Genomic DNA, 18247 nt, shown 5'->3' on the forward strand with positions numbered 1-18247 from the left:
CGTCATGAATGAGGTCAAGCCAGAACTCGTCATCATCCGCCGGCGGAGTGCCTTCGACGACGAGAAGCCGCACGGCGGCGTCTGGAAGATCGCCTATGCGGACTTCATGACCGCGATGATGGCGTTCTTCCTCGTGATGTGGCTGATCAATGCGCTCAACCAGGATCAAAAGCAGGTAGTCGCGAGCTATTTCAATCCGATCAAGCTCGCGGAGAACGCACCTGCCCCGAAGGGCCTCAACGATCTCTCCAAGAAGGAGCCGTCGTCGTTCGACGGCCAGGACGGCAGGCGCCAGCCGGGGGGACCGAGCGAGGAACGTCGCGGTGACTCTCCGACGGCCGAGAAGCCGCCCTTCTACGAGGAGAAGGTCCTGTTCCGCGATCCCTATACGACGCTCGCCGAGATCGCCAGCAGTGCGAACCAGGCCTCGGGCCAGCGGCGCGCCGGCGCTCTGACGTCCGCCGAAGAGGATGGCCTCAAGGGAGGCGACGCCTACCGCGATCCGTTCGATCCCGGCTATTGGAAGCTTGCGCCGCAGGCAGCCAAGGATGCCGACCGCGTCATCGAGGGCGAGCCCAAGCCCGAGTCCAAGCCGAATGCGTCCGCGCGCGACACTGCCTCCGGCTCAAGCCAGGCCGAGCCGCAGGCGCGCCGAGCCAGGCAGGACGATGCCGGCGGAAGCCTGGCTCCGAGCGCCGATGCGTCGTCCGCAAGCCTGTCGCCTCTGCTGCCGCCGGGGCTCGCGCCATCGCAGGCCTCACGCGAAGGGAGCGCGCAGCCGGGCGCCCAGGCTGGTAATCAAGCCAATGTCGCCGCGCAGCCGCATCCCAACGACACGACCAAGGAATCCGGGCCGCGCGACGCGGTTCAGGCCCAGCAACTAACGGTCAAACAGCTTCAGTCGGCGATCGCGGACGCGCTGTCGGACGTCAAGGCTGGCGCCGGACCGGTGGCCGAGGTGCGTCAGGTTGAGGAGGGCCTGCTGATCAGCCTGACCGACGATGCGAACTTCGGCATGTTCGCGGTCGGCTCGGCTGAGCCGCGGCCCGAACTCATCCGTGTGATCGACAAGATCGGCCCGCTGCTGGCAAAGCGTCCCGGCGTGATCATCGTCCGCGGCCACACCGACAATCGGCCGTACCGTTCGGAGGCCTATGACAACTGGCGGCTGTCGACGGCCCGTGCGCAGATGGCCTATTACATGCTGGTCCGCTCCGGCGTCGATACGCAGCGCATCGAGCATGTCGAGGGTTATGCCGATCGGCGGCCGAAGCTTCAGAACGATGCGGCGGCCGCGCAGAATCGCCGGATCGAGATCATGGTCCGGGAGAAGCGCCCTTGATCAGGTCTCCTCTCCGCGCAGCGCTGCTGATGCTGCTGTTGCCGTTCACGGCGGCAGGCGCATTCGCCGAGCCGGCACCGGGGGCATCGGCATCGGGCGAGCCATATGAACTCGTTCGGGCGTTGCAGGCCGTGCAGGACGGCATCGCCAACGGCGATAGCGCGGCGTACGGCAGCCACAGCGCATTGATCCGGCAGATCGGCGAAAAATTTCTCGCCGCCGATCCGGGCCTGTGGAGCAACCCGCAGAACGGCCAGGCCGCCGTGATCTACCTGCTCAGTGGCGGCGCGCCGCAAATCATCCGCAAGCTGCCGCGCGACAAGCTGAACGTCGATGGACGGCTGTTCGATGGCGCGCTTGCCTATGTCGAGGGTCGTCAGGACGAAGCGCGCGAACTGCTCAAGGACGTCAAGCCGCGGACGGTTCCGTCGGGCCTGGGCGGACAGCTCGCGCTGGTCCAGGGTGCACTGTTCGCACGCGCCGAGGCATCGCTCGCAATCGAGCGTCTGGATGATGCGCGCTTGCTCCTGCCGGGCACATTGGTGGAGGAGGCCGCGCTGCGGCGCGAGATCCTGTTGGTCGGGCAAGCCGAGGATTTCGACAAGTTCGAGTTCCTGACGCTGGCCTATATCCGGCACTACCACAACTCGGTCTATGCCGGGGACTTCTGGCAGCGCTTTGCGACCGGCCTGACGCAGTCGGGCCTCGCGCTCGACGAGCGCCGGTTTGCGCGGATCACCACCTTGCTTGAGCAGATCGACCGCGCGAGCCGCCTCAAGCTCTATCTCGTGATCGCGCGTACCGCGATGGTGCGCGGAGGGCTGGCCGTCACCCGGCTTGCCGGCGAGCGTGCCCTGACTCTCAGCGCCGATGCCTCGGCGGAGCGCGAGCGGGCGCATTTGTTCCGCGGCGTGTCGCGGGCGCTCGCCGACGAATATGACGGCGGTCTCGCCGAGTTGAAGGCGCTCGACCGGTCGAAGCTGCCCGAGCGCGACATTCCCTTTCTCAATGCAACGGTGCAGCTCGCACTCGACGTTCGCAAGCCGTTCGCTGGCGGATCCGCCGCCGCAGCCGACAAGCCTCCGGTCACGCCGGCGCGTCTCGACCTCGCGTCGTCGACCGCAACGCTTGTTCGTGCGCGGAAGCAGCTCGGGGAGCTCGAACTTCTCACCAGGGATCGCCGTCCATGATGAAGCTCAGTGGAACCTCCGGACAGGTCTTTTCGGGTCTCGCCGAAAGCCTCAGCATGCGGGGCACATCGCGCTCCGGGAAGAGCGCCGGGGCGAAAGCGCAGGCGGACTCGTCCTTCAACGATCTTCTGCACACCGTCTCGAATCTCGCGAAGCGTGCGCTCAACGACGAGGGCAGCGCCACGGCCGTGAAAGCCGGAACGCTGCGGACGCGCCTGGCGCATCAGAGCGGGAAGGACAACGCGAGCGACGAGACGGTGCACGACCGTGCCGCGGCGGTCGAGGAGCCGGGATCCAGCGAGACGTCCACCGAGAAATCTTCCGACAAAAAGACCGATAAGTCGTCCGGGAAACATGGACCTCTCGATCACATCGAGCAGGCCGACGTCCAGAGCCGATCGAGTATTGCCGGGATCGTCGGACAGGAGATCGTCGCCGGGCCGCCGGTCGTGATGCCGCAGATGCAAGCACCGGCCGGCGACAAGAAGGATGCGTCCGGGCGCGACGAGCGGTCTTCCACGACGAAGCGCGACGTTCAGGCCTTGGGCATGGCGAAGGCGACAGCCGAGCTCCCACCTCCGGTGGCTCCAACCGCCGCCCGCTCGCAGGCCGCGGATTCGCACGCGGCGACCAGCGCCCAGGCGACATCGACGGACGACAGTGAGCCATCGCCGAAGGCAACGGCACCCGGCTTCGAGGCCGTCGCGGCCAATGTCGAGCGTGCTGTCAAGGCGTCGGCGCGGGACGCATTGCCCGAGACGACCAAGGTCACCGTGGTCCAGCAAGAGACCCATCTGCCGCCGGCGCAGTTCAACGCTCCGCAACAGGTTGCCAACGCCGTTGTCGCCGAGTTGAAGGAAGCTCCGGCATCGACGGCGTCCGCAGCTCCAGATCTTGCAGCGTCCCAAGCCAATGCGCCGGATCAGCCGCTCAAGATCCTGACCATCAATCTCGAGCCGCCCGCGCTCGGCAATGTCACCGTGCGCCTTCGCCTGGTCGGCAACGAAGTGTCCGTCCACCTCGCCGCTGCGCGCAAGGACACGAGCCAGATGCTCGACCAGCAGCGCGATTCGATCCGCGACCTGATGCAGTCCGCGGGCTACGTCGCCGACATTGCGCCCGTCCAGCACGGCTCGCTGGATGGTTTCCAGAGCGGCTCCGGCCAGTCGCAGCCGCAGCTTTCGGGCCAGCAACAGCCCTCGTCGCAGTCGCAAGGCACGTTTGACGGTACGAGTAATTCGTCGGGACAAGCGGACGGCGGCGCGAAGCAGGCTCGACAGGAGCGCCAGTCCAACCAGGAGACGCGTCATGACCAGGACGTGGCGCCGCAGATTCGTCGCGGCCCTGTTTATCTGTAACGCCGGCGCCGCGGCCGCGGCGACCGACAATTCGCGCCCGTGCGAGCGCGAGATGGCGCGTGCGTCCCAGCAGCACGGAATTCCGCTCGGCATTCTCTACGCGGTCGGACTGACCGAGACGGGGCGGCGCGGCGCACTTTATCCTTACGCGCTCGGCGCCGAAGGACAGACCGTGTTCGCCAAGGACATGAACGACGCGATCGCCAACTTCGAAGCCATGCGAGCCAAAGGGATCAAGCTGATCGACCTCGGCTGCATGCAGATCAACCATTACTATCACGGCGACAAGTTCGCCTCGGTCCGGGCGATGTTCGATCCCGCAGGGAATGTCGACTACGCCGCACGCTTCCTGAAGGAGCTCAAGCAGCGCGAGGGCAGCTGGACCATGGCAGTCGCCCGCTACAATGCAGGCCCCAACAACCAGCCGGCGCAGAAGCGCTACGTCTGCCACATCGTCGCGCATCTCGTCTCCAGCGGCTTCGGCGCGTGGACCGACAAGGCGCGCTCGTTCTGTCAGCCCAAGACGACCTAAGGAGACGACGCCAAGTTGTGCATCGTTCCCCATCATCAGCCCCGCGCAAGCAACAGTCTCCATTGTAGCTGCAACCTACCAAAGGAGCCCAATTCATGAGCCTGTATGGTGTTATGCGCACCGGCGTTTCCGGGATGAACGCGCAGTCCAACAAGCTGTCAACCGTTTCGGACAACATCGCGAACGTCAACACCACCGGTTACAAGCGGGCTTCGACCGAATTCTCCTCGCTGATCCTGAAGAGCGGCTCGGGCAATTACGATTCCGGCGCGGTCGAGACCACGGTGCGTTACGCCATCTCCGACGCCGGCAATTACCAGTTCACGACCTCGGCCACGGATCTCGCGGTCCAGGGCAACGGCTTCTTCGTCGTGCAGGATCCGAACGGCACCAACTTCCTGACGCGCGCCGGTGCGTTCGTGCCCGACAGCACGGGTAACCTAGTTAACGCGGCCGGCTTCCAGCTGATGGGCTACAACATTGCCAACGGTGCCACTCCCACCGTCGCAGCCAACGGGTTCGGCGGCCTCCAGGTCGTCAACGTCAACCAGATGGCGCTCCAGGCGTCGGCTTCGACCAAGGCGACCGTCGCCGCCAATCTGGATCCGAGCGCTACCTTCTCTGCTGGACCGGCCGGCCCCGCCAACTATACGTCGAAGACGTCGATCGTGACTTACGACAATATCGGAAATGCCGTGACGCTCGACGTCTATGCCAAAAAGACTGCGGCAAATACCTGGGATATGCAGGTCTACAACGGCGCGACCGCGCTTCCATCAAGTGGGCCCAGCACCACGTTCACGTTTGACGTAAGCTCGACCGGAAAAGGCAAGCTCGATCTGGTGGGCCCGCCGCCGAGTGCGACATCGCTTACGGTGGCGATCCCCGGTGGTTCGGCTGCCTTCAACATCGACCTCTCGGCCATGACCCAGGTCGCCTCCAGCTTCGACTTCAAGGCGACCGTGGATGGCAACGCTCCGTCCGCGGTGGACAAGGTGAACATCGACGACAAGGGCGTGGTCACGGCCGTCCTCAAGAATGGCACCACGCTGCCGAGCTTTCAGATCGCGCTCGCGACCGTCCCGAGCCCGGACCATTTGACGCCCGAAGTCGGCAACGTCTACTCACCGAACCTGGAATCCGGAAACGTGCAGGTCGGCCTCGCCGGCCAGGGCGGGCTCGGCACCATCCAGTCGGGTGCTCTGGAAGATTCCAACGTCGATCTCGCGGACGAGTTGACCTCGATGATCGAGGCACAGCGCGGCTTCACCGCCAACTCGAAATCGTTCCAGACCGGCGCCGATCTGCTGGACGTGGTCGTCAACCTGAAGCGCTGATTTCTTCAGCGCTCGTCCCCGGCAAGAGCAGATCATGAACCTTACCGCCGCTCTCGAATCCGCCCGCTCCTCGTTGATGGCGTCGGGCATCCAGTCGTCGGTCATCTCGCGCAACATCGCCGGTGCCAGCTCCGCCGGCTATTCGCGCAAGATTGCCGTGCTGGACAACCTTCCGGGAACCGGCGTCTACGTGGCGGCGATCCAGCGCGCCGCGAGCTCGGGTCTCTACACCAACGTGCTGACCGCAACCTCGACGTCGGCCAAGCAGAGCGCGATCCTTGACGGTCTCCAGAAGATCGCATCTGCCACGGTGGACGATCCGGAACTCGACCAGTCGCCGACGGCGCAGCTCAATGCGCTGAAGAAGGCGCTCCAGCAATATGCCAACGCCCCGGACAACACCACGCTGGCACAGGCCGCGGTGACGTCCGCCAAGGACATGGCGACCGCGCTCAATCAGGCGACCCAGACCGTGCAGTCGGCCCGGGAGGGCGCGGATGCCGACATGAATACGTCGGTTCAAAACATCAATCGGCTGCTCTCCCAGTTCCAGACCGTGAACACCGCGATCGTGAAGGGGACGATCTCCGGCGATGACATCACCGACTACCTCGACCAACGCGACAGCATCGTCTCGCAGCTGTCGCAGGAGGTCGGGGTCTCGATGTCGCTCCGTCCCAACGGCGACGCGGCGCTCTATACCGACAGCGGCGTCGTGCTGTTCGACAAGACGGCGCGAACGGTGAGCTTTGCGCCGACGAACGCCTATACGGCCGGCACCACCGGCAATGCGGTCTATATCGACGGCGTTCCGGTGACCGGCGCCAATTCCGCGATGCCGCTCAAGTCCGGCAAGCTTGCTGGCCTGGCGCAGCTGCGCGACAATGATACGGTTACTTACCAGAGCCAGCTCGACGAAATCGCGCGCGGCCTGGTCGACGCCTTCAAGGAAAGTGACCAGTCGCCTGTTCCGACGCTGCCCGACGTCCCCGGTCTCTTCACCTATCCGGGCGCGCCGGCGATGCCGGCGAGCGCTACCGTCTTGGTGGGCCTCGCTGGTACGATATCCGTTGCTGCATCGGTCGATCCCGCCCAAGGCGGTAATCCCAACCTGCTGCGCGATGGCCCGATCAGCGGCAACGTCGCATACCAATACAATACCGCCGGCAACGGCGGTTACTCGGCTCGGGTGCAGCAGCTCATCGGCGCCATGGATGCGTCGCAGCCGTTCGATGCGACCACGCAAGGCAAGCCGAACGGCAGCTTGATCGACTTCGCGTCGTCGTCGACGAGCTGGATCGAAAACCAGCGCAAGACCGCCGACTCCAATGTCACCTACCAGAAAACGCTGCTCGACCGCAGCACCGCGGCGCTGTCGAACGTCAGCGGCGTCAACATGGACGATGAGATGTCGTTGATGCTTCAGGTCGAACGCACCTATTCGGCCTCGTCGAAGATCATCTCGACCGTCGACGAAATGTTGCAGAGCCTGCTGGCTGCCGTGGGAAATTAAGTCATGATGAGCGCAAACTACATCTCGACCTTGATGCTGTCTTCGTCGTTGAGGTCTTCGATCACCAACAATCAGGCCGCGCTGGCCAAGGCCTCGAAGGAAGCCACCACCGGCCGCTTCGCCGATGTCGGCCTCGAGCTTGGTGCTACGACGGGAGGCGACGTCACCCTGCGGGCGGATTGGAGCTTCGCCGATCAGCTCGTCGATACCAACGGGCTGGTCTCGGGACGTCTGGACATAACGCAGAGCCGGATCACCCAGCTTGGTTCGACCGCAACGGACTTCCTCAAGGACCTGATCGCGGCGCGCAGCACCGACGGCGGCGGACGGATCATCCTGCCGCCTGCGTCCTCCAACCTCCAGGATCTGATTGGCGCGCTCAACGTCTCCTATAACGGCTCGTCTCTCTTCTCGGGCATCAACACGCAGAACACGCCGATCACGGCCTACACCGCGGGCTCAGCCAGCAAGAACCAGGTCGACGCCGACTTCCTTGCGACCTTCGGCTTCTCGCAATCATCGCCCAGCGTGAACAGCATCACCCCGGCCCAGATGCAGACCTTCCTCGACACCACCTTCGATGCCGAGTTCGCGAGCCCGGCCTGGAACACCAATTGGTCATCGGCCACCGACCAGGTCATGCAAAGCCGTATCTCCACGACCGAGATAGCGGATACCTCCGTCAGCGCCAATCAGACAGGCTTCCGCAAGCTCGCCGAGGCCTACACCATGATGGCAGATCTCGGGAACGCCAACCTGGATCAAGCGACGTTCCAGGTTGTCGTGGACAAGGCCATCGGCCTTGTCGGAAACGCCATCACTGACCTTGCCACCCTCGGCGGCGACATCGGCACGGTCCAGCAGCGGATCACCTCAGCAACCGACAAGCTCAAGACGCAGCAGGACATTCTGAACAATCAGATCGTGGGTATAGAGAAGGTCGATCCGACGGAAGCCTCCGTCAGGGTCAACACCTTGCAGACGCAGATCCAGACGGCACTTGCGCTCACCTCGCAGCTCCAGAAGATCAGCCTCATCAACTATCTCTAAGTCCCGCTCCTTCGTAAGGCTCGTAATCCTTGTCTTATTGTTCGGTCTCCTGCGCAGAGTTGTCCTGATGACGTTTGAAGCCTATGAAGCGGTCGTCGACGAGAGCGGCTATGAGGCGCGGGGCCGCGAGCGGCAGGCGCTCAGCCTTGGCATCGACCGGCTCGAGCGGATCCAGAAGGACCGCTTCAGCCTGGAGGATCTGGTCGAGAGCCTGCTCTATGTGCGGCGGCTGTGGACGATCTTCATCGAGGATCTCGCGCATCCGGAAAACGGGCTTCCGGAAAAGCTGCGCGCCGACATCATCTCGATCGGGCTGTGGGTGGTCAAGGAAGCCGACCGCCTTCGCGAAGAAAAGTCGAATGACGTGATCCAGCTCATCGAAATCAACCGCCTGATCCGAGACGCACTTTAATGAAGATATCCTTGCGTGCGGGCGAACGGGTCTACATCAACGGCGCTGTGCTGCGCGTGGACCGCAAGGTCTCCGTCGAGCTCGTCAATGACGTGATGTTCCTGCTCGAAGGACAGATCATGCAGGCCTCCGACGCCACCACGGCGCTGCGGCAGCTCTATTTCATCGTCCAGCTCATGCTGATGAATCCGACCGATGTCCGGGATGCTTCGGCTCTCTACGGGCAGCATCACGCCGCTCTGCTCGCGGTGTGCGAGAGCCAGGAGATGCTGGTCGGGCTTGGTGCGGTCGACGACCTGGTCGGGGCGACCCGTTACTTCGACGCGCTCAAGCGGATTCGGGCACTGTTTCCAGTGGAGCAGGCCATCCTGGCCGGCGCCACGATTGATTCCCCATTCGAGGCTGCCTGACAGCGGAGAGATACATGAACGTCACCAGCGCGACCGATAGCACCAGCAAGTCGTCCAGTTCGACCAGCTCGACGACGTCGACGTCGAGCACCGGCGTCGACTACAACACGTTTCTTCGGCTCCTCATTGCAGAGATGAAGAACCAGGATCCGACCAATCCGATGGATACCTCGCAATACATGAGCCAGTTTGCGCAGCTCTCGTCGGTCGAGCAGGCGATGCAGACCAACACCAAGCTCGACGCTCTGCTGTCTTCGCAGTCGCTGTCGCAGGCCGACGGGCTGATCGGAAAGACCGTCAGCTTCACGGATGCGACAGGAGCGAGCTTCAGCGGCAAGGTCGCCTCGATCTTCATCAACAGCGACGGCTCGGTCGCGACACTCGAGAACGGCACGAAGGTCGCGATCGGCCCCGGTCTCACGATCAGCCAGTCATGAACGAACGGGACGCTCTCGACATCGTCCAGGCGGCGATCTGGACCATTATCGTCGCCTCCGGACCTGCCGTCGGTGCCGCGATGCTGGTCGGCACCATCATCGCGCTGATCCAGGCCCTGACCCAGATCCAGGAGGTGACGCTGACTTTCGTTCCGAAGATCATCGTCATTCTCGTGGTCGTTGCCGTCTCCGGCTCCTTCATCGGAGCCCATCTCTCCACCTTCACTGAGATGGTCTATTCGCACATCGAGCGCGGCTTCTGACCCGACGGTCCCGGCCACCTCTGCCACCCTGCCACCACCCCCGCGTAAGCTTTGCACGGCAGATTACGGGCCGGATCCTCTGCCGGTGACCCATGTCCGATACGTTAGCTGCTAGCCTGCCGACCCCGCGACGATTGGGCGCCGACGCCGTTTTCGCGGGCGGCATCGTGGCCATGCTCACGATCCTGTTCCTGCCCATACCGCCGATCCTGATCGATCTCGGCCTCGCGTTCTCGATCGCGCTCTCGGCACTGATCCTGATGGTCGCACTGTGGATCCAGCGGCCGCTTGATTTCTCGGCCTTCCCGACCGTGCTCCTGATCGCGACGATCCTGCGGCTTGCGCTCAACGTCGCAACGACCCGTCTCATCCTGTCGCGCGGCGGGGAGGGCGAAAACGCCGCGGGCCATGTCGTTGCCGGTTTCTCGAAGTTCGTCATGGGTGGTGACTTCGTCATCGGCCTGATCATCTTTGCGATTCTGGTCACGGTGAACTTCGTCGTGATCACCAAGGGCGCAACGCGTATCGCCGAAGTGGGCGCCCGCTTCACCCTGGATGCGATCCCGGGCAAGCAGATGGCGATCGACGCGGATCTGTCCGCGGGCCTGATCGACGACAAGGAAGCCCAGCGCCGGCGCCGCGAGCTGGAAGAGGAGAGCGCGTTCTTCGGCGCCATGGACGGCGCCTCGAAATTCGTCCGCGGCGACGCCGTCGCCGGCCTGATCATCACCGCGATCAACATTTTCGGCGGTATCATCATCGGCGTGACGCATCATGGATTGACGCTGGCACGCGCCGCCGACGTCTACACCAAGCTCTCCGTGGGCGACGGCCTGGTAACGCAGATGCCCGCGCTGATCGTGTCGCTGTCGGCGGGCCTGCTCGTCTCGAAGGGCGGCACCAGAGGTTCGGCCGAGCAGGCGGTGTTGCGGCAGCTCGGCGGCTATCCGCGCGCGGTGTCGGCCGCCGCGCTGATGATGTTCGTGCTCGCCTTGATGCCGGGGCTGCCGACGGCGCCCTTCCTGCTGCTCGGCGGCGTCATGGCCTTCGTCGGATACTCGTTGCCGAGGCGGCAGGCAGCCCTGAGGCGCAAGGAAGATGCGCGCAACGCCGACGAACGCGCCCAGGTCGATGCCAAGGAATCCGTCAAGGAATCGCTTAAGACCGCGGAGATCGAGCTGGCGCTCGGCGGCCACCTCTCGGTCCATCTGCTGGGCTCGCGCACCGAGCTGGCGCACCGCGTGGCCAAGATCCGCAAGAAGTTCGCCAAGCAGTACGGCTTCGTGGTTCCCGAGATCAAGCTCACCGACAATCTGTCGATCGATCCCAAGGGATACCAGATCCGGATCCACGACACCCGCGTCGCCCAGGGCGAGCTCAGGCTCGGCGAAGTGCTGGTGCTGGTCGACAAGGATGGCAAGCCCGACGTTCCCGGCGAAGAGGTGATCGAGCCGGCCTTCGGCATGAAGGCGCTGTGGGTGACGGACGCTTTCACCGACGAGGTCAAGCGTCAGGGCTGCAAGCCGGTCGACAATCTGTCGGTGCTGCTCACGCATCTGAGCGAAGTGATCAGGGCCAACCTCGCCCAGCTCCTGTCCTACAAGGACATGCGCGGCCTGCTCGACCGGCTCGATCCCGAATACAAGCGCCTTGTCGAGGATCTCTGCCCGTCGCAGATATCGTATTCGGGGCTGCTGGCGATCCTGAAGATCCTGCTGGCCGAGCGCGTGTCAATCCGCAACCTCCATCTGATCCTCGAAGCCATCGCCGAGATCGCGCCCCATGTGCGGCGCTCCGAGCAGGTGGCCGAGCACGTGCGTACCCGTCTTGCCCAGCAGATTTGCGGCGATCTCTCCGACAACGGCGTACTCAACGTCGTGCGTCTCGGCAACCGTTGGGATCTCGCGTTTCACCAGAGCCTGAAGCGCGACGCCAAGGGCGACGTCGTCGAATTCGACGCCGATCCGCGCCTGATCGAGCAGTTTGCGACCGAAGCCAGCGCCGCGATCCGCAAGTTCACCGAGAACGGCACCAGCGTGGTGCTGGCGGTGACCCCGGAAGCGCGTCCCTACGTCCGGATGATCCTGGAGCGGGTCTTTCCGACACTGCCGATCCTGTCGCATGTCGAGGTCGCGCGCAGCACCGAGATCCGGGCCCTCGGAGCCATATCGTGATCAGCGGCCTCACCGATAGCGTGCTGGTGACGTTCATCGTGTTCTGCCGCATCGGTGCCTGCCTGATGCTGGTGCCCGGCTATTCCAGCGTCAACGTTCCGGCCCAGGTCCGCTTGTTCGTCGCGCTCGTCACGACGTTTGCGCTGACGCCGATCCTGATCGCCGTCCTGAAACCCCTTACGGACAACGCGGCGCCTCTGACGCTCGCGCTCCTTATCTGCTCCGAGCTCGTGGTCGGCTGCGTCATCGGGCTCGGCGGTCGCGTGTTCTTCCTCGCACTCCAGACCATGGCCACCGTGATGGCGAGCGCAATCGGGCTGAGCAACATCCCGGGGACCCCGGTCGGCGATACCGATCCGGCGCCGGCCCTGGTGCCGCTGATCATGACGGCCGTCACCACGCTGTTCTTCATGACCGACCAGCACTGGCAGGTCCTGCGCGGACTGATGAACTCCTACGCCGTCTGGCATCCCGGCGACCGGCTCGGCGGCAGCATGCCGCTCGGCCAGCTCGTCGGCAGGCTGTCGGAGGCGTTCGTGCTGACGCTGCGGATCGCCAGCCCTTTCATCGTCTATTCGGTCGTCGTCAACCTGGCGGTCGGCCTAATCAACAAGCTGACGCCGGCGATTCCGGTCTATTTCATCTCGGTGCCCTTCGTGCTGTTCGGCGGCTTCCTGCTGCTCTACCTCACCAGCGACGAACTCCTGACGCAATTCATGCTCGGCGTCTCGTCGTGGCTGGCGGAGTGATCAATCATGACGTCGCGCGCGGACAAGCTCGGCCGGATGGTCTCGCTCCTGAAGCTCCAGCTTCGGCTGTCAGAGTGGCAGCTCGCTCATCTCCGCCAGCAGGAGCGCAGCTTGCAGGACGAGCAGGAATGGCTGGTCGGAACTCTCAACGAGGGGAAGCCGCCGGCGGGATCATCGAGCGAATCGATCGCGCGGCGCCTGACCAGAGCCAGCGTCGGCGCTCGCGCGATTCAGGCCCAGGCCTCGCAGCAGCTCGACCAGGTTCGCACGGAGAGCCGCCGTGTGAAGCAGTTCGAGCAGGTCGCGAAGGCGGCGCTCGCGGACAAGCTTCGCGACGCCGAGAAGCGATCGCTCGAGGAGATGACGGGAACAAGCCTCACCGTGCGCGAGTGGCCGCCACGGCTAGCCAATCGGACCAAGACATGATCGTGACAGCGACACCCGACCTCGTTCTCGACGTCCTCGACGCCGCCGATCCCGTGACGCAGCGCGCGGCCACCGCGAAGCTCGACGCGCTGAAATCATCGGACGCGGATTTCGCCGCCACGATGGACGCGGAGGTCGGCAAGGCCAAGGCGGCTGCTGCCGATCAATTCGCGACGAAGATCTCGGAACCCCAGTCGGGTGCGGTGAACGGGGCGCCGGTGCAGGTGATCAAGGCGCCGGCATCCGGCGAGGTGTACCGCAAGTTCGAGGCCTTCATCCTCCAGACCTTCGTCGAGACGATGCTGCCGAAGGAGTCGGAGCAGGTCTTTGGAAAAGGCACGGCCGGCGGCGTCTGGAAGTCGATGCTGGCGGAGCAGCTCGGTGCTCAGCTGGCAAAGGGCAAGGGCATTGGCATTGCCAAGCAGCTCGCTGCCGCGCATCCGGCGGGACCGGACGCTTCGGGCAAGGCCGGATGACGATCCGGGAATGGATGACAGAAGTTGAAGGGTGAATTTCCTATGCAGGCACAAGAAGGCGCGGCGGCCCTGGTGATGGAACAGCCGGTCGTGGACCGCGAGGCGATGACGACGGCGGCCGTGTCGGGGGATGCCCTGTTGCCCGTGCTGCTGCCGAATGTCGGCGGCGAGGTGGCGAACGACGGCGCGGACGCGGCGAGATCGGACGAGGTACGCGGCCTGCTGGCTGCGATCCGCCGGCTCGAAGGCATCGTCGAAGAGGAGACGGCCGCGCTCGCGACCGGCAAGAAGATCGACTTCGACGAGTTCAGCGCCCGGAAGAGCCGGAGCATGCTGGAATTCGTCCGTCTGATGCGGGCACGAATGCACCTCGGCGGCGAGGTCGAGATCACCGAGGAGGTCCAGCGGCTGCGCGAGAAGCTCGAGCGAAACCGTTCCATCCTCGAAATGCATTACGATGCGGTGCGCGAGGTTGCGAGCATCATCGTCAAGGCCATCAAGGACGCCGAATCGGACGGCACCTATACCGGCCGCGCAGCACAGGACGGAAAATGATCAGACTCGTGCTAGCCGGGCTCTGGGTATGCATCCTCACCGCGGGAACGAGCTATGCCGTGGCCTATTGGAAGGAAAATGGCAGTCTGCTGCCGGCAAAGGATGAATATCTCGACGGGCTGCAGTACCAGAAGACGCGGGCCCTGAGCGTGCCAATGGTCGAGAGTGGCAACGTGCAGGGCTACATCGTCGCGCGCTTCGTCTACACCGTAGAGGCGCGGACCATGCATCAGCTCAACGTGCCGCCCGAGCCGTTCGTCGTCGATGAAGCCTTCCGCAGGATCTATGCCGACGACCGCCTGGATTTCAGAAAACTCGCCCGTTACGACCTCTCCATCCTCACAACGGCCATCAAGCAGCGTGTCAACGAGCGAATGCAGGCCGAAGTCGTCCAGGACGTCCTTGTCGAGGACTTCAATTACGTGTCGAAGGAAGAATTCCAGCAGAAGCCCTAGGCATTACCGGTTCTGATTGAATCAGAAGCGAGCCTCTAGAATCATACTTAGACGCGAGCCGCGGCGCCGGTACTGCCGCGCCTCTGTTCGCCGTTGATGTCGCTGAAACTACAACGGCCCCTGCGAAGGTGGCTCGCGAGGCCGTTGTCGGTTGCGTGGCAGCGCCCTGCCGATCAGTTTCCGGCCGGATACGCCGCCGGAGCGGCATGCGACCTGTTGAGCAAGATGCCGACTTCGTCGAGCTCCTGCATCGGCACGTCGATGGTTTCGCCGGCCGGGATGTCGAGGCGGTACCCGACGTAACGCCGCGCCACGATCGCATCGAAGCCGAGGCGGTCGCGGAGCTTCTTGCGCAGTTTGCTGACGTGGCTCTCGATCACGCTCTCGTCGAACGTCGCTTCGAAGATGCCGTAGACCGCGTTGAAGATCTGCGTCTTGGTGACCCACTTGCCGTGGTTGCTGACCATATATTCGAGAATGCGCAGTTCGCGGCGTGGCAGGGTGAGGGCGTGGCCAGCGATCTCGGGGTCACGTCCGTTGAAGAAGACCTGGATCCTGGTCTCGCAGGGCCTCGGCAGTTCCCCGACCCGGCGGCGCGCAATCGCGGCCGTTCGGGCGAGGATCTCGCGGAGGTGAATCGGTATGTGGACGACGTCATCGACGCCCGATTCGAAGAGCTCCAGCGTGTTCTTGAGCATCTTTTGGCCGCTCATGGCGATGATGGGCGCCGAGGAGCGCTTGCGCATCGCCCGCGGCAGGCTTCCTCGGGTGTCGCAATCCCCGAGGAGGAAGGCGTCCACCGCGGCCAGATCCGATTCACTCGCAGATTGCAGCCAGTCCCAGAATTCTCCGGAGGAGAAGCCGATCGACGATACACCTTCGCGAACGAGCCCTCCGACATAGCTGTTCGTGACGCTCTCGCGATCATCAACGATAATATACATCAGTCTTTCGCCCCTGTTTCGCACTTGTTACGGCCGGTTGGTTGTTGTGATGCCCGGCTCGGCAACTGTGCTGTTTGACGATATTCCTTCCCGCGAACCGTTATTATGGTTTCGATATTCGCGGGCAGCCCTACGCATTCAGTGCCTGCGTCTCGCAGGCCTGCTACTTCGACTCGATACTGAACGCTTACTGCGTGAGGCTCGGCGGGTGTCTTGCGGATCACCTCGCGGAGCGGATTGAGAAAGCGACCTAGAACAATTGCGCCAAGTCGCTCATGCGTCCGAACGCTACTGTACTGTGTCAATCCCCTCGCCAACTGGCGAGAATCACTTGAGTAGGACCGTAACAATTGCCGATTTCCGATCAAGCGTGCGCAACTAAGCGTTTGCTACACGTGCTTGATGCTGTTGGTTTGGTTCGAGTTGTTTCTTTGTATATTCAATCGCATCAGTTGATTTGGAATTCGAACTAGTTTTGCACCTTGGCGGTTCTAAACTTCCGCATCCCCGTATGATTACAGCTATTTCGGGTGGTGCTGCGCTTCATGCACATTGATGGGTTTTCAACCCGGGATTGACTCTCGTCATCGCGTTTCCACGTGCGACAATTCGACTCATGTATGGCGAGGCGACTCCAGCTTGGCGAAATCTTGGCGAGGGTGTGTCTTTCGAGTCGCACTCTCGCCACGTGCGTGACGCGTTTGACTCATGTGACGTCGCATCGCGCGTGATGAGAAGTTTTCGATGCGCACGTTTCAGGCAAGCTTCGGCAAATAATGTCACCGTTCGACAGATCGAACCGAACGGAGCATTCTCGCATGTTGTCCGATGGACAAGCTCGTCCCAACGCGAACGCCGATGTTTCCGCAGCGGCGAAACCGGCCGCGGAGACGCGCGATGCCAGAGACAATGCGGCGCCGACGGCCAGGCCTTTTGTAAATGCCAAGCATTTTGCAAATACCAAGCCTGCTGCAAATACCAAGCCTGCGAACACCAAGCCTGCGTCGGCAGCAGCGAGTGATGAAACTCTGGCGAAAGAGGCGCTCGAGGGTCTGAAGCGTATTCGCGCCAAGGCGCGCCTCGACAAGATGGCAATTTCCAAGCCTACGCCCATCGTGATCAAGCCGGCCGTGATCGTGGCCAAGCCGCCGCCCCCGCGTCCGACATGGGTCGTGCCGCTCGCGACATTGGCGGTCGCTGCGATCCTGGTCGTCTGCGCCTGCACCGGAGTGATCGCCTATCTCACCATGCAGCCTGCCCAGAGCAACGTCGCGGCCAACACTGAGATCAGGAATCTGCGCGAGACGGTGGCGCAACTGCGCAGGCAGGTGTCGGGCGTGTCCGACAATCTCGACGGCCTCCGCACCGCGGTCGACCAATCGAGCAAGGCGACCAATGACCGTTTTGGCCGGTTTGGCGAAAATCTTGATCGCATCGAACGGGTGGGCTCGTCCTCTACGGTGAAGCTCGACAAGCTTGCCCAGGTGCAGGCCCAGGCTCCGGCGCCCGTCGCCACACAGCCAATGCCGATGATGGCCTCGGCCGCTACGCCCGAGATCACGGGATCGGTAGCACCTTCCGAGCGCATCTCGGCGCCGCGCAAGACGGTCAAGGGCTGGTCGGTCCGCCAGGCCTATGAGGGGATCGCGATCCTGCAAGGCCCGAACGGCGTCGTCGAGGCGGTGTTGGGACAGCAGGTGCCCGGCCTTGGCCGTATCGAGGAGATCAAAAACGAGAACGGACGTCTGGTGGTCGAGTCCAGCGGGGGCGTCATCTATTCGTCACGCAAGGCCACGCCCTGATCGAGGGCCACTTCTATTTGCGGTGATGCTCGAAGCTGGTGCATAGCAGATCGACCTCCGCCTCCGCGATCGGCGCCCGAAACAGGCGGCAGCTGAACTCGGCGATCGTCCTGCTGTCCGTGGTGGTGCGATCTTCGCGGAGGAAGATGCATCGCTTGCAGACGTCGGTATGGTGCCGCTGTTCGGCCGCATCGGCCTGATCGAGCGCGTGCCGGAGTGTGTCGCGAAAGCGAGTCTTGGCCTCGTCGTCGAGAACGGCAATGGCCTCGAGCAGAACGCTGATGGGGTCGCGCACGAGAAATTTCTTGCCCTGCTGCGTCACGCTCAGCAACACGGAGCGCTTGTCCATGGCGGAGCGCTTGCGCTCGATGTAGCCCAGTCGCTCGAGCTCGCCGATGATGAACGAGGCGGTGGCGCGCGTGGTGCCAACGTAGCTGGCGAGCGCCGAGGGCGTCCGGGAAAACCGGTTGGCACGGGAGAGGAAACGCAGCGCCATCCATTCGCGGTCGCGCAGGCCATGCTTGGCGCCTTCGAACCACAGGATGCGGGCCGTCTGCCCCAATAATTCGATCGCTTCGCGAGCCAAATACATTTCAATATCTTTACTCAATTCAGCTTTTGGCAGCGCAATCCGGGTGGCTGATAATGAAGCTCCCTGAGAGAGGCGGAACCTTCCAGTCGTGGAACTAGAGCGTCACGAACAAAGTTCGAGTAAATCCCCCGGCTCAACTCTTCTGAAAATTTCACTCAAATGACCGCGGTGTACGCGCAGATTTCGCTCGCGCGGGATGTGCGTGCAACATGATGTGTCGCTGCGACCAC

The 18247-nt window shown here is 63.4% G+C and carries 20 protein-coding genes; 18 read left to right on the forward strand and 2 right to left on the reverse strand.

Annotation, left to right across the window (positions count from 1 at the left end; genetic code table 11):
- The first annotated feature begins 4 nt into the window (after positions 1 to 4).
- From IVB54_RS08760 to IVB54_RS08840, 17 genes are all read left to right on the forward strand, one after another.
- Positions 5 to 1342 (forward strand): MotB family protein, encoded by a 1338-nt coding sequence (locus IVB54_RS08760; RefSeq protein WP_085351958.1) that lies wholly within the window; start codon positions 5 to 7, stop codon positions 1340 to 1342.
- Positions 1339 to 2532, forward strand: coding sequence for a chemotaxis protein (locus tag IVB54_RS08765; protein WP_247295078.1), 1194 nt, complete (start codon positions 1339 to 1341; stop codon positions 2530 to 2532). Before IVB54_RS08760 ends, IVB54_RS08765 begins: the two co-directional genes overlap by 4 nt.
- Complete coding sequence (locus IVB54_RS08770; RefSeq protein ID WP_247295075.1) at positions 2529 to 3890, forward strand: flagellar hook-length control protein FliK; 1362 nt, start codon at positions 2529 to 2531, stop codon at positions 3888 to 3890. The genes IVB54_RS08765 and IVB54_RS08770 overlap by 4 nt, the downstream gene beginning before the upstream one ends.
- Complete coding sequence (locus IVB54_RS08775) at positions 3841 to 4422, forward strand: transglycosylase SLT domain-containing protein (protein ID WP_026232641.1); 582 nt, start codon at positions 3841 to 3843, stop codon at positions 4420 to 4422. The genes IVB54_RS08770 and IVB54_RS08775 overlap by 50 nt, the downstream gene beginning before the upstream one ends.
- A 95-nt stretch (positions 4423 to 4517) precedes the next feature.
- Entirely contained in the window at positions 4518 to 5759 is a 1242-nt protein-coding gene (locus IVB54_RS08780; protein ID WP_026232642.1) for a flagellar hook protein FlgE, read from the forward strand.
- Positions 5760 to 5793: 34 nt separating this feature from the next.
- Positions 5794 to 7272: a flagellar hook-associated protein FlgK gene (flgK, locus tag IVB54_RS08785; RefSeq protein WP_231190391.1), complete on the forward strand. Its 1479-nt coding sequence runs from the start codon at positions 5794 to 5796 to the stop codon at positions 7270 to 7272.
- A 3-nt stretch (positions 7273 to 7275) separates the two neighbouring features.
- Positions 7276 to 8322: a flagellar hook-associated family protein gene (locus tag IVB54_RS08790; RefSeq protein WP_247295073.1), complete on the forward strand. Its 1047-nt coding sequence runs from the start codon at positions 7276 to 7278 to the stop codon at positions 8320 to 8322.
- Between the two features lie 67 nt (positions 8323 to 8389).
- Positions 8390 to 8734: a flagellar biosynthesis regulator FlaF gene (gene flaF, locus IVB54_RS08795; protein WP_018453979.1), complete on the forward strand. Its 345-nt coding sequence runs from the start codon at positions 8390 to 8392 to the stop codon at positions 8732 to 8734.
- On the forward strand, positions 8734 to 9144 hold the full coding sequence (gene flbT, locus IVB54_RS08800) for a flagellar biosynthesis repressor FlbT (RefSeq protein ID WP_085351953.1): 411 nt from the start codon (positions 8734 to 8736) through the stop codon (positions 9142 to 9144). The genes flaF and flbT overlap by 1 nt, the downstream gene beginning before the upstream one ends.
- 14 nt (positions 9145 to 9158) lie before the next feature.
- Positions 9159 to 9581: a flagellar hook assembly protein FlgD gene (gene flgD, locus IVB54_RS08805; protein WP_247376486.1), complete on the forward strand. Its 423-nt coding sequence runs from the start codon at positions 9159 to 9161 to the stop codon at positions 9579 to 9581.
- Positions 9578 to 9844 carry a flagellar biosynthesis protein FliQ gene (gene fliQ / locus IVB54_RS08810; protein ID WP_018453982.1) on the forward strand — a complete coding sequence of 89 codons (267 nt, stop codon included), beginning with the start codon at positions 9578 to 9580 and terminating at the stop codon, positions 9842 to 9844. Before flgD ends, fliQ begins: the two co-directional genes overlap by 4 nt.
- Positions 9845 to 9936: 92 nt before the next feature.
- A complete protein-coding gene (gene flhA, locus IVB54_RS08815) occupies positions 9937 to 12018 on the forward strand; it encodes a flagellar biosynthesis protein FlhA (RefSeq protein WP_247295071.1) in 2082 nt (693 codons plus the stop codon).
- Positions 12015 to 12767 (forward strand): flagellar biosynthesis protein FliR, encoded by a 753-nt coding sequence (gene fliR, locus IVB54_RS08820; protein ID WP_247295069.1) that lies wholly within the window; start codon positions 12015 to 12017, stop codon positions 12765 to 12767. The genes flhA and fliR overlap by 4 nt, the downstream gene beginning before the upstream one ends.
- A gap of 6 nt (positions 12768 to 12773) precedes the next feature.
- Positions 12774 to 13193: a hypothetical protein gene (locus IVB54_RS08825; protein WP_085351951.1), complete on the forward strand. Its 420-nt coding sequence runs from the start codon at positions 12774 to 12776 to the stop codon at positions 13191 to 13193.
- On the forward strand, positions 13190 to 13669 hold the full coding sequence (locus IVB54_RS08830; protein WP_018453986.1) for a rod-binding protein: 480 nt from the start codon (positions 13190 to 13192) through the stop codon (positions 13667 to 13669). Before IVB54_RS08825 ends, IVB54_RS08830 begins: the two co-directional genes overlap by 4 nt.
- A gap of 42 nt (positions 13670 to 13711) precedes the next feature.
- Positions 13712 to 14224 carry a FlgN protein gene (locus IVB54_RS08835; RefSeq protein ID WP_018453987.1) on the forward strand — a complete coding sequence of 171 codons (513 nt, stop codon included), beginning with the start codon at positions 13712 to 13714 and terminating at the stop codon, positions 14222 to 14224.
- Positions 14221 to 14679, forward strand: a complete 459-nt coding sequence (locus tag IVB54_RS08840; RefSeq protein WP_018453988.1) for a hypothetical protein — start codon at positions 14221 to 14223, stop codon at positions 14677 to 14679. Before IVB54_RS08835 ends, IVB54_RS08840 begins: the two co-directional genes overlap by 4 nt.
- A gap of 173 nt (positions 14680 to 14852) precedes the next feature.
- Here the strand turns inward: IVB54_RS08840 and IVB54_RS08845 are convergent, their stop codons facing one another.
- Positions 14853 to 15623, reverse strand: a complete 771-nt coding sequence (locus tag IVB54_RS08845) for a response regulator transcription factor (protein WP_018453989.1) — start codon at positions 15621 to 15623, stop codon at positions 14853 to 14855.
- Between the two features lie 818 nt (positions 15624 to 16441).
- Here IVB54_RS08845 and IVB54_RS08850 point away from each other — a divergent pair.
- Positions 16442 to 17425, forward strand: coding sequence for a hypothetical protein (locus IVB54_RS08850; RefSeq protein WP_247295067.1), 984 nt, complete (start codon positions 16442 to 16444; stop codon positions 17423 to 17425).
- 13 nt (positions 17426 to 17438) lie between these two features.
- Here the strand turns inward: IVB54_RS08850 and IVB54_RS08855 are convergent, their stop codons facing one another.
- Positions 17439 to 18017 (reverse strand): MarR family transcriptional regulator, encoded by a 579-nt coding sequence (locus IVB54_RS08855; RefSeq protein ID WP_247295065.1) that lies wholly within the window; start codon positions 18015 to 18017, stop codon positions 17439 to 17441.
- Positions 18018 to 18247 lie beyond the last annotated feature (230 nt).

This window comes from Bradyrhizobium sp. CW1, assembly GCF_023100665.1.
In the GTDB taxonomy this organism is placed as follows: domain Bacteria; phylum Pseudomonadota; class Alphaproteobacteria; order Rhizobiales; family Xanthobacteraceae; genus Bradyrhizobium; species Bradyrhizobium canariense_D.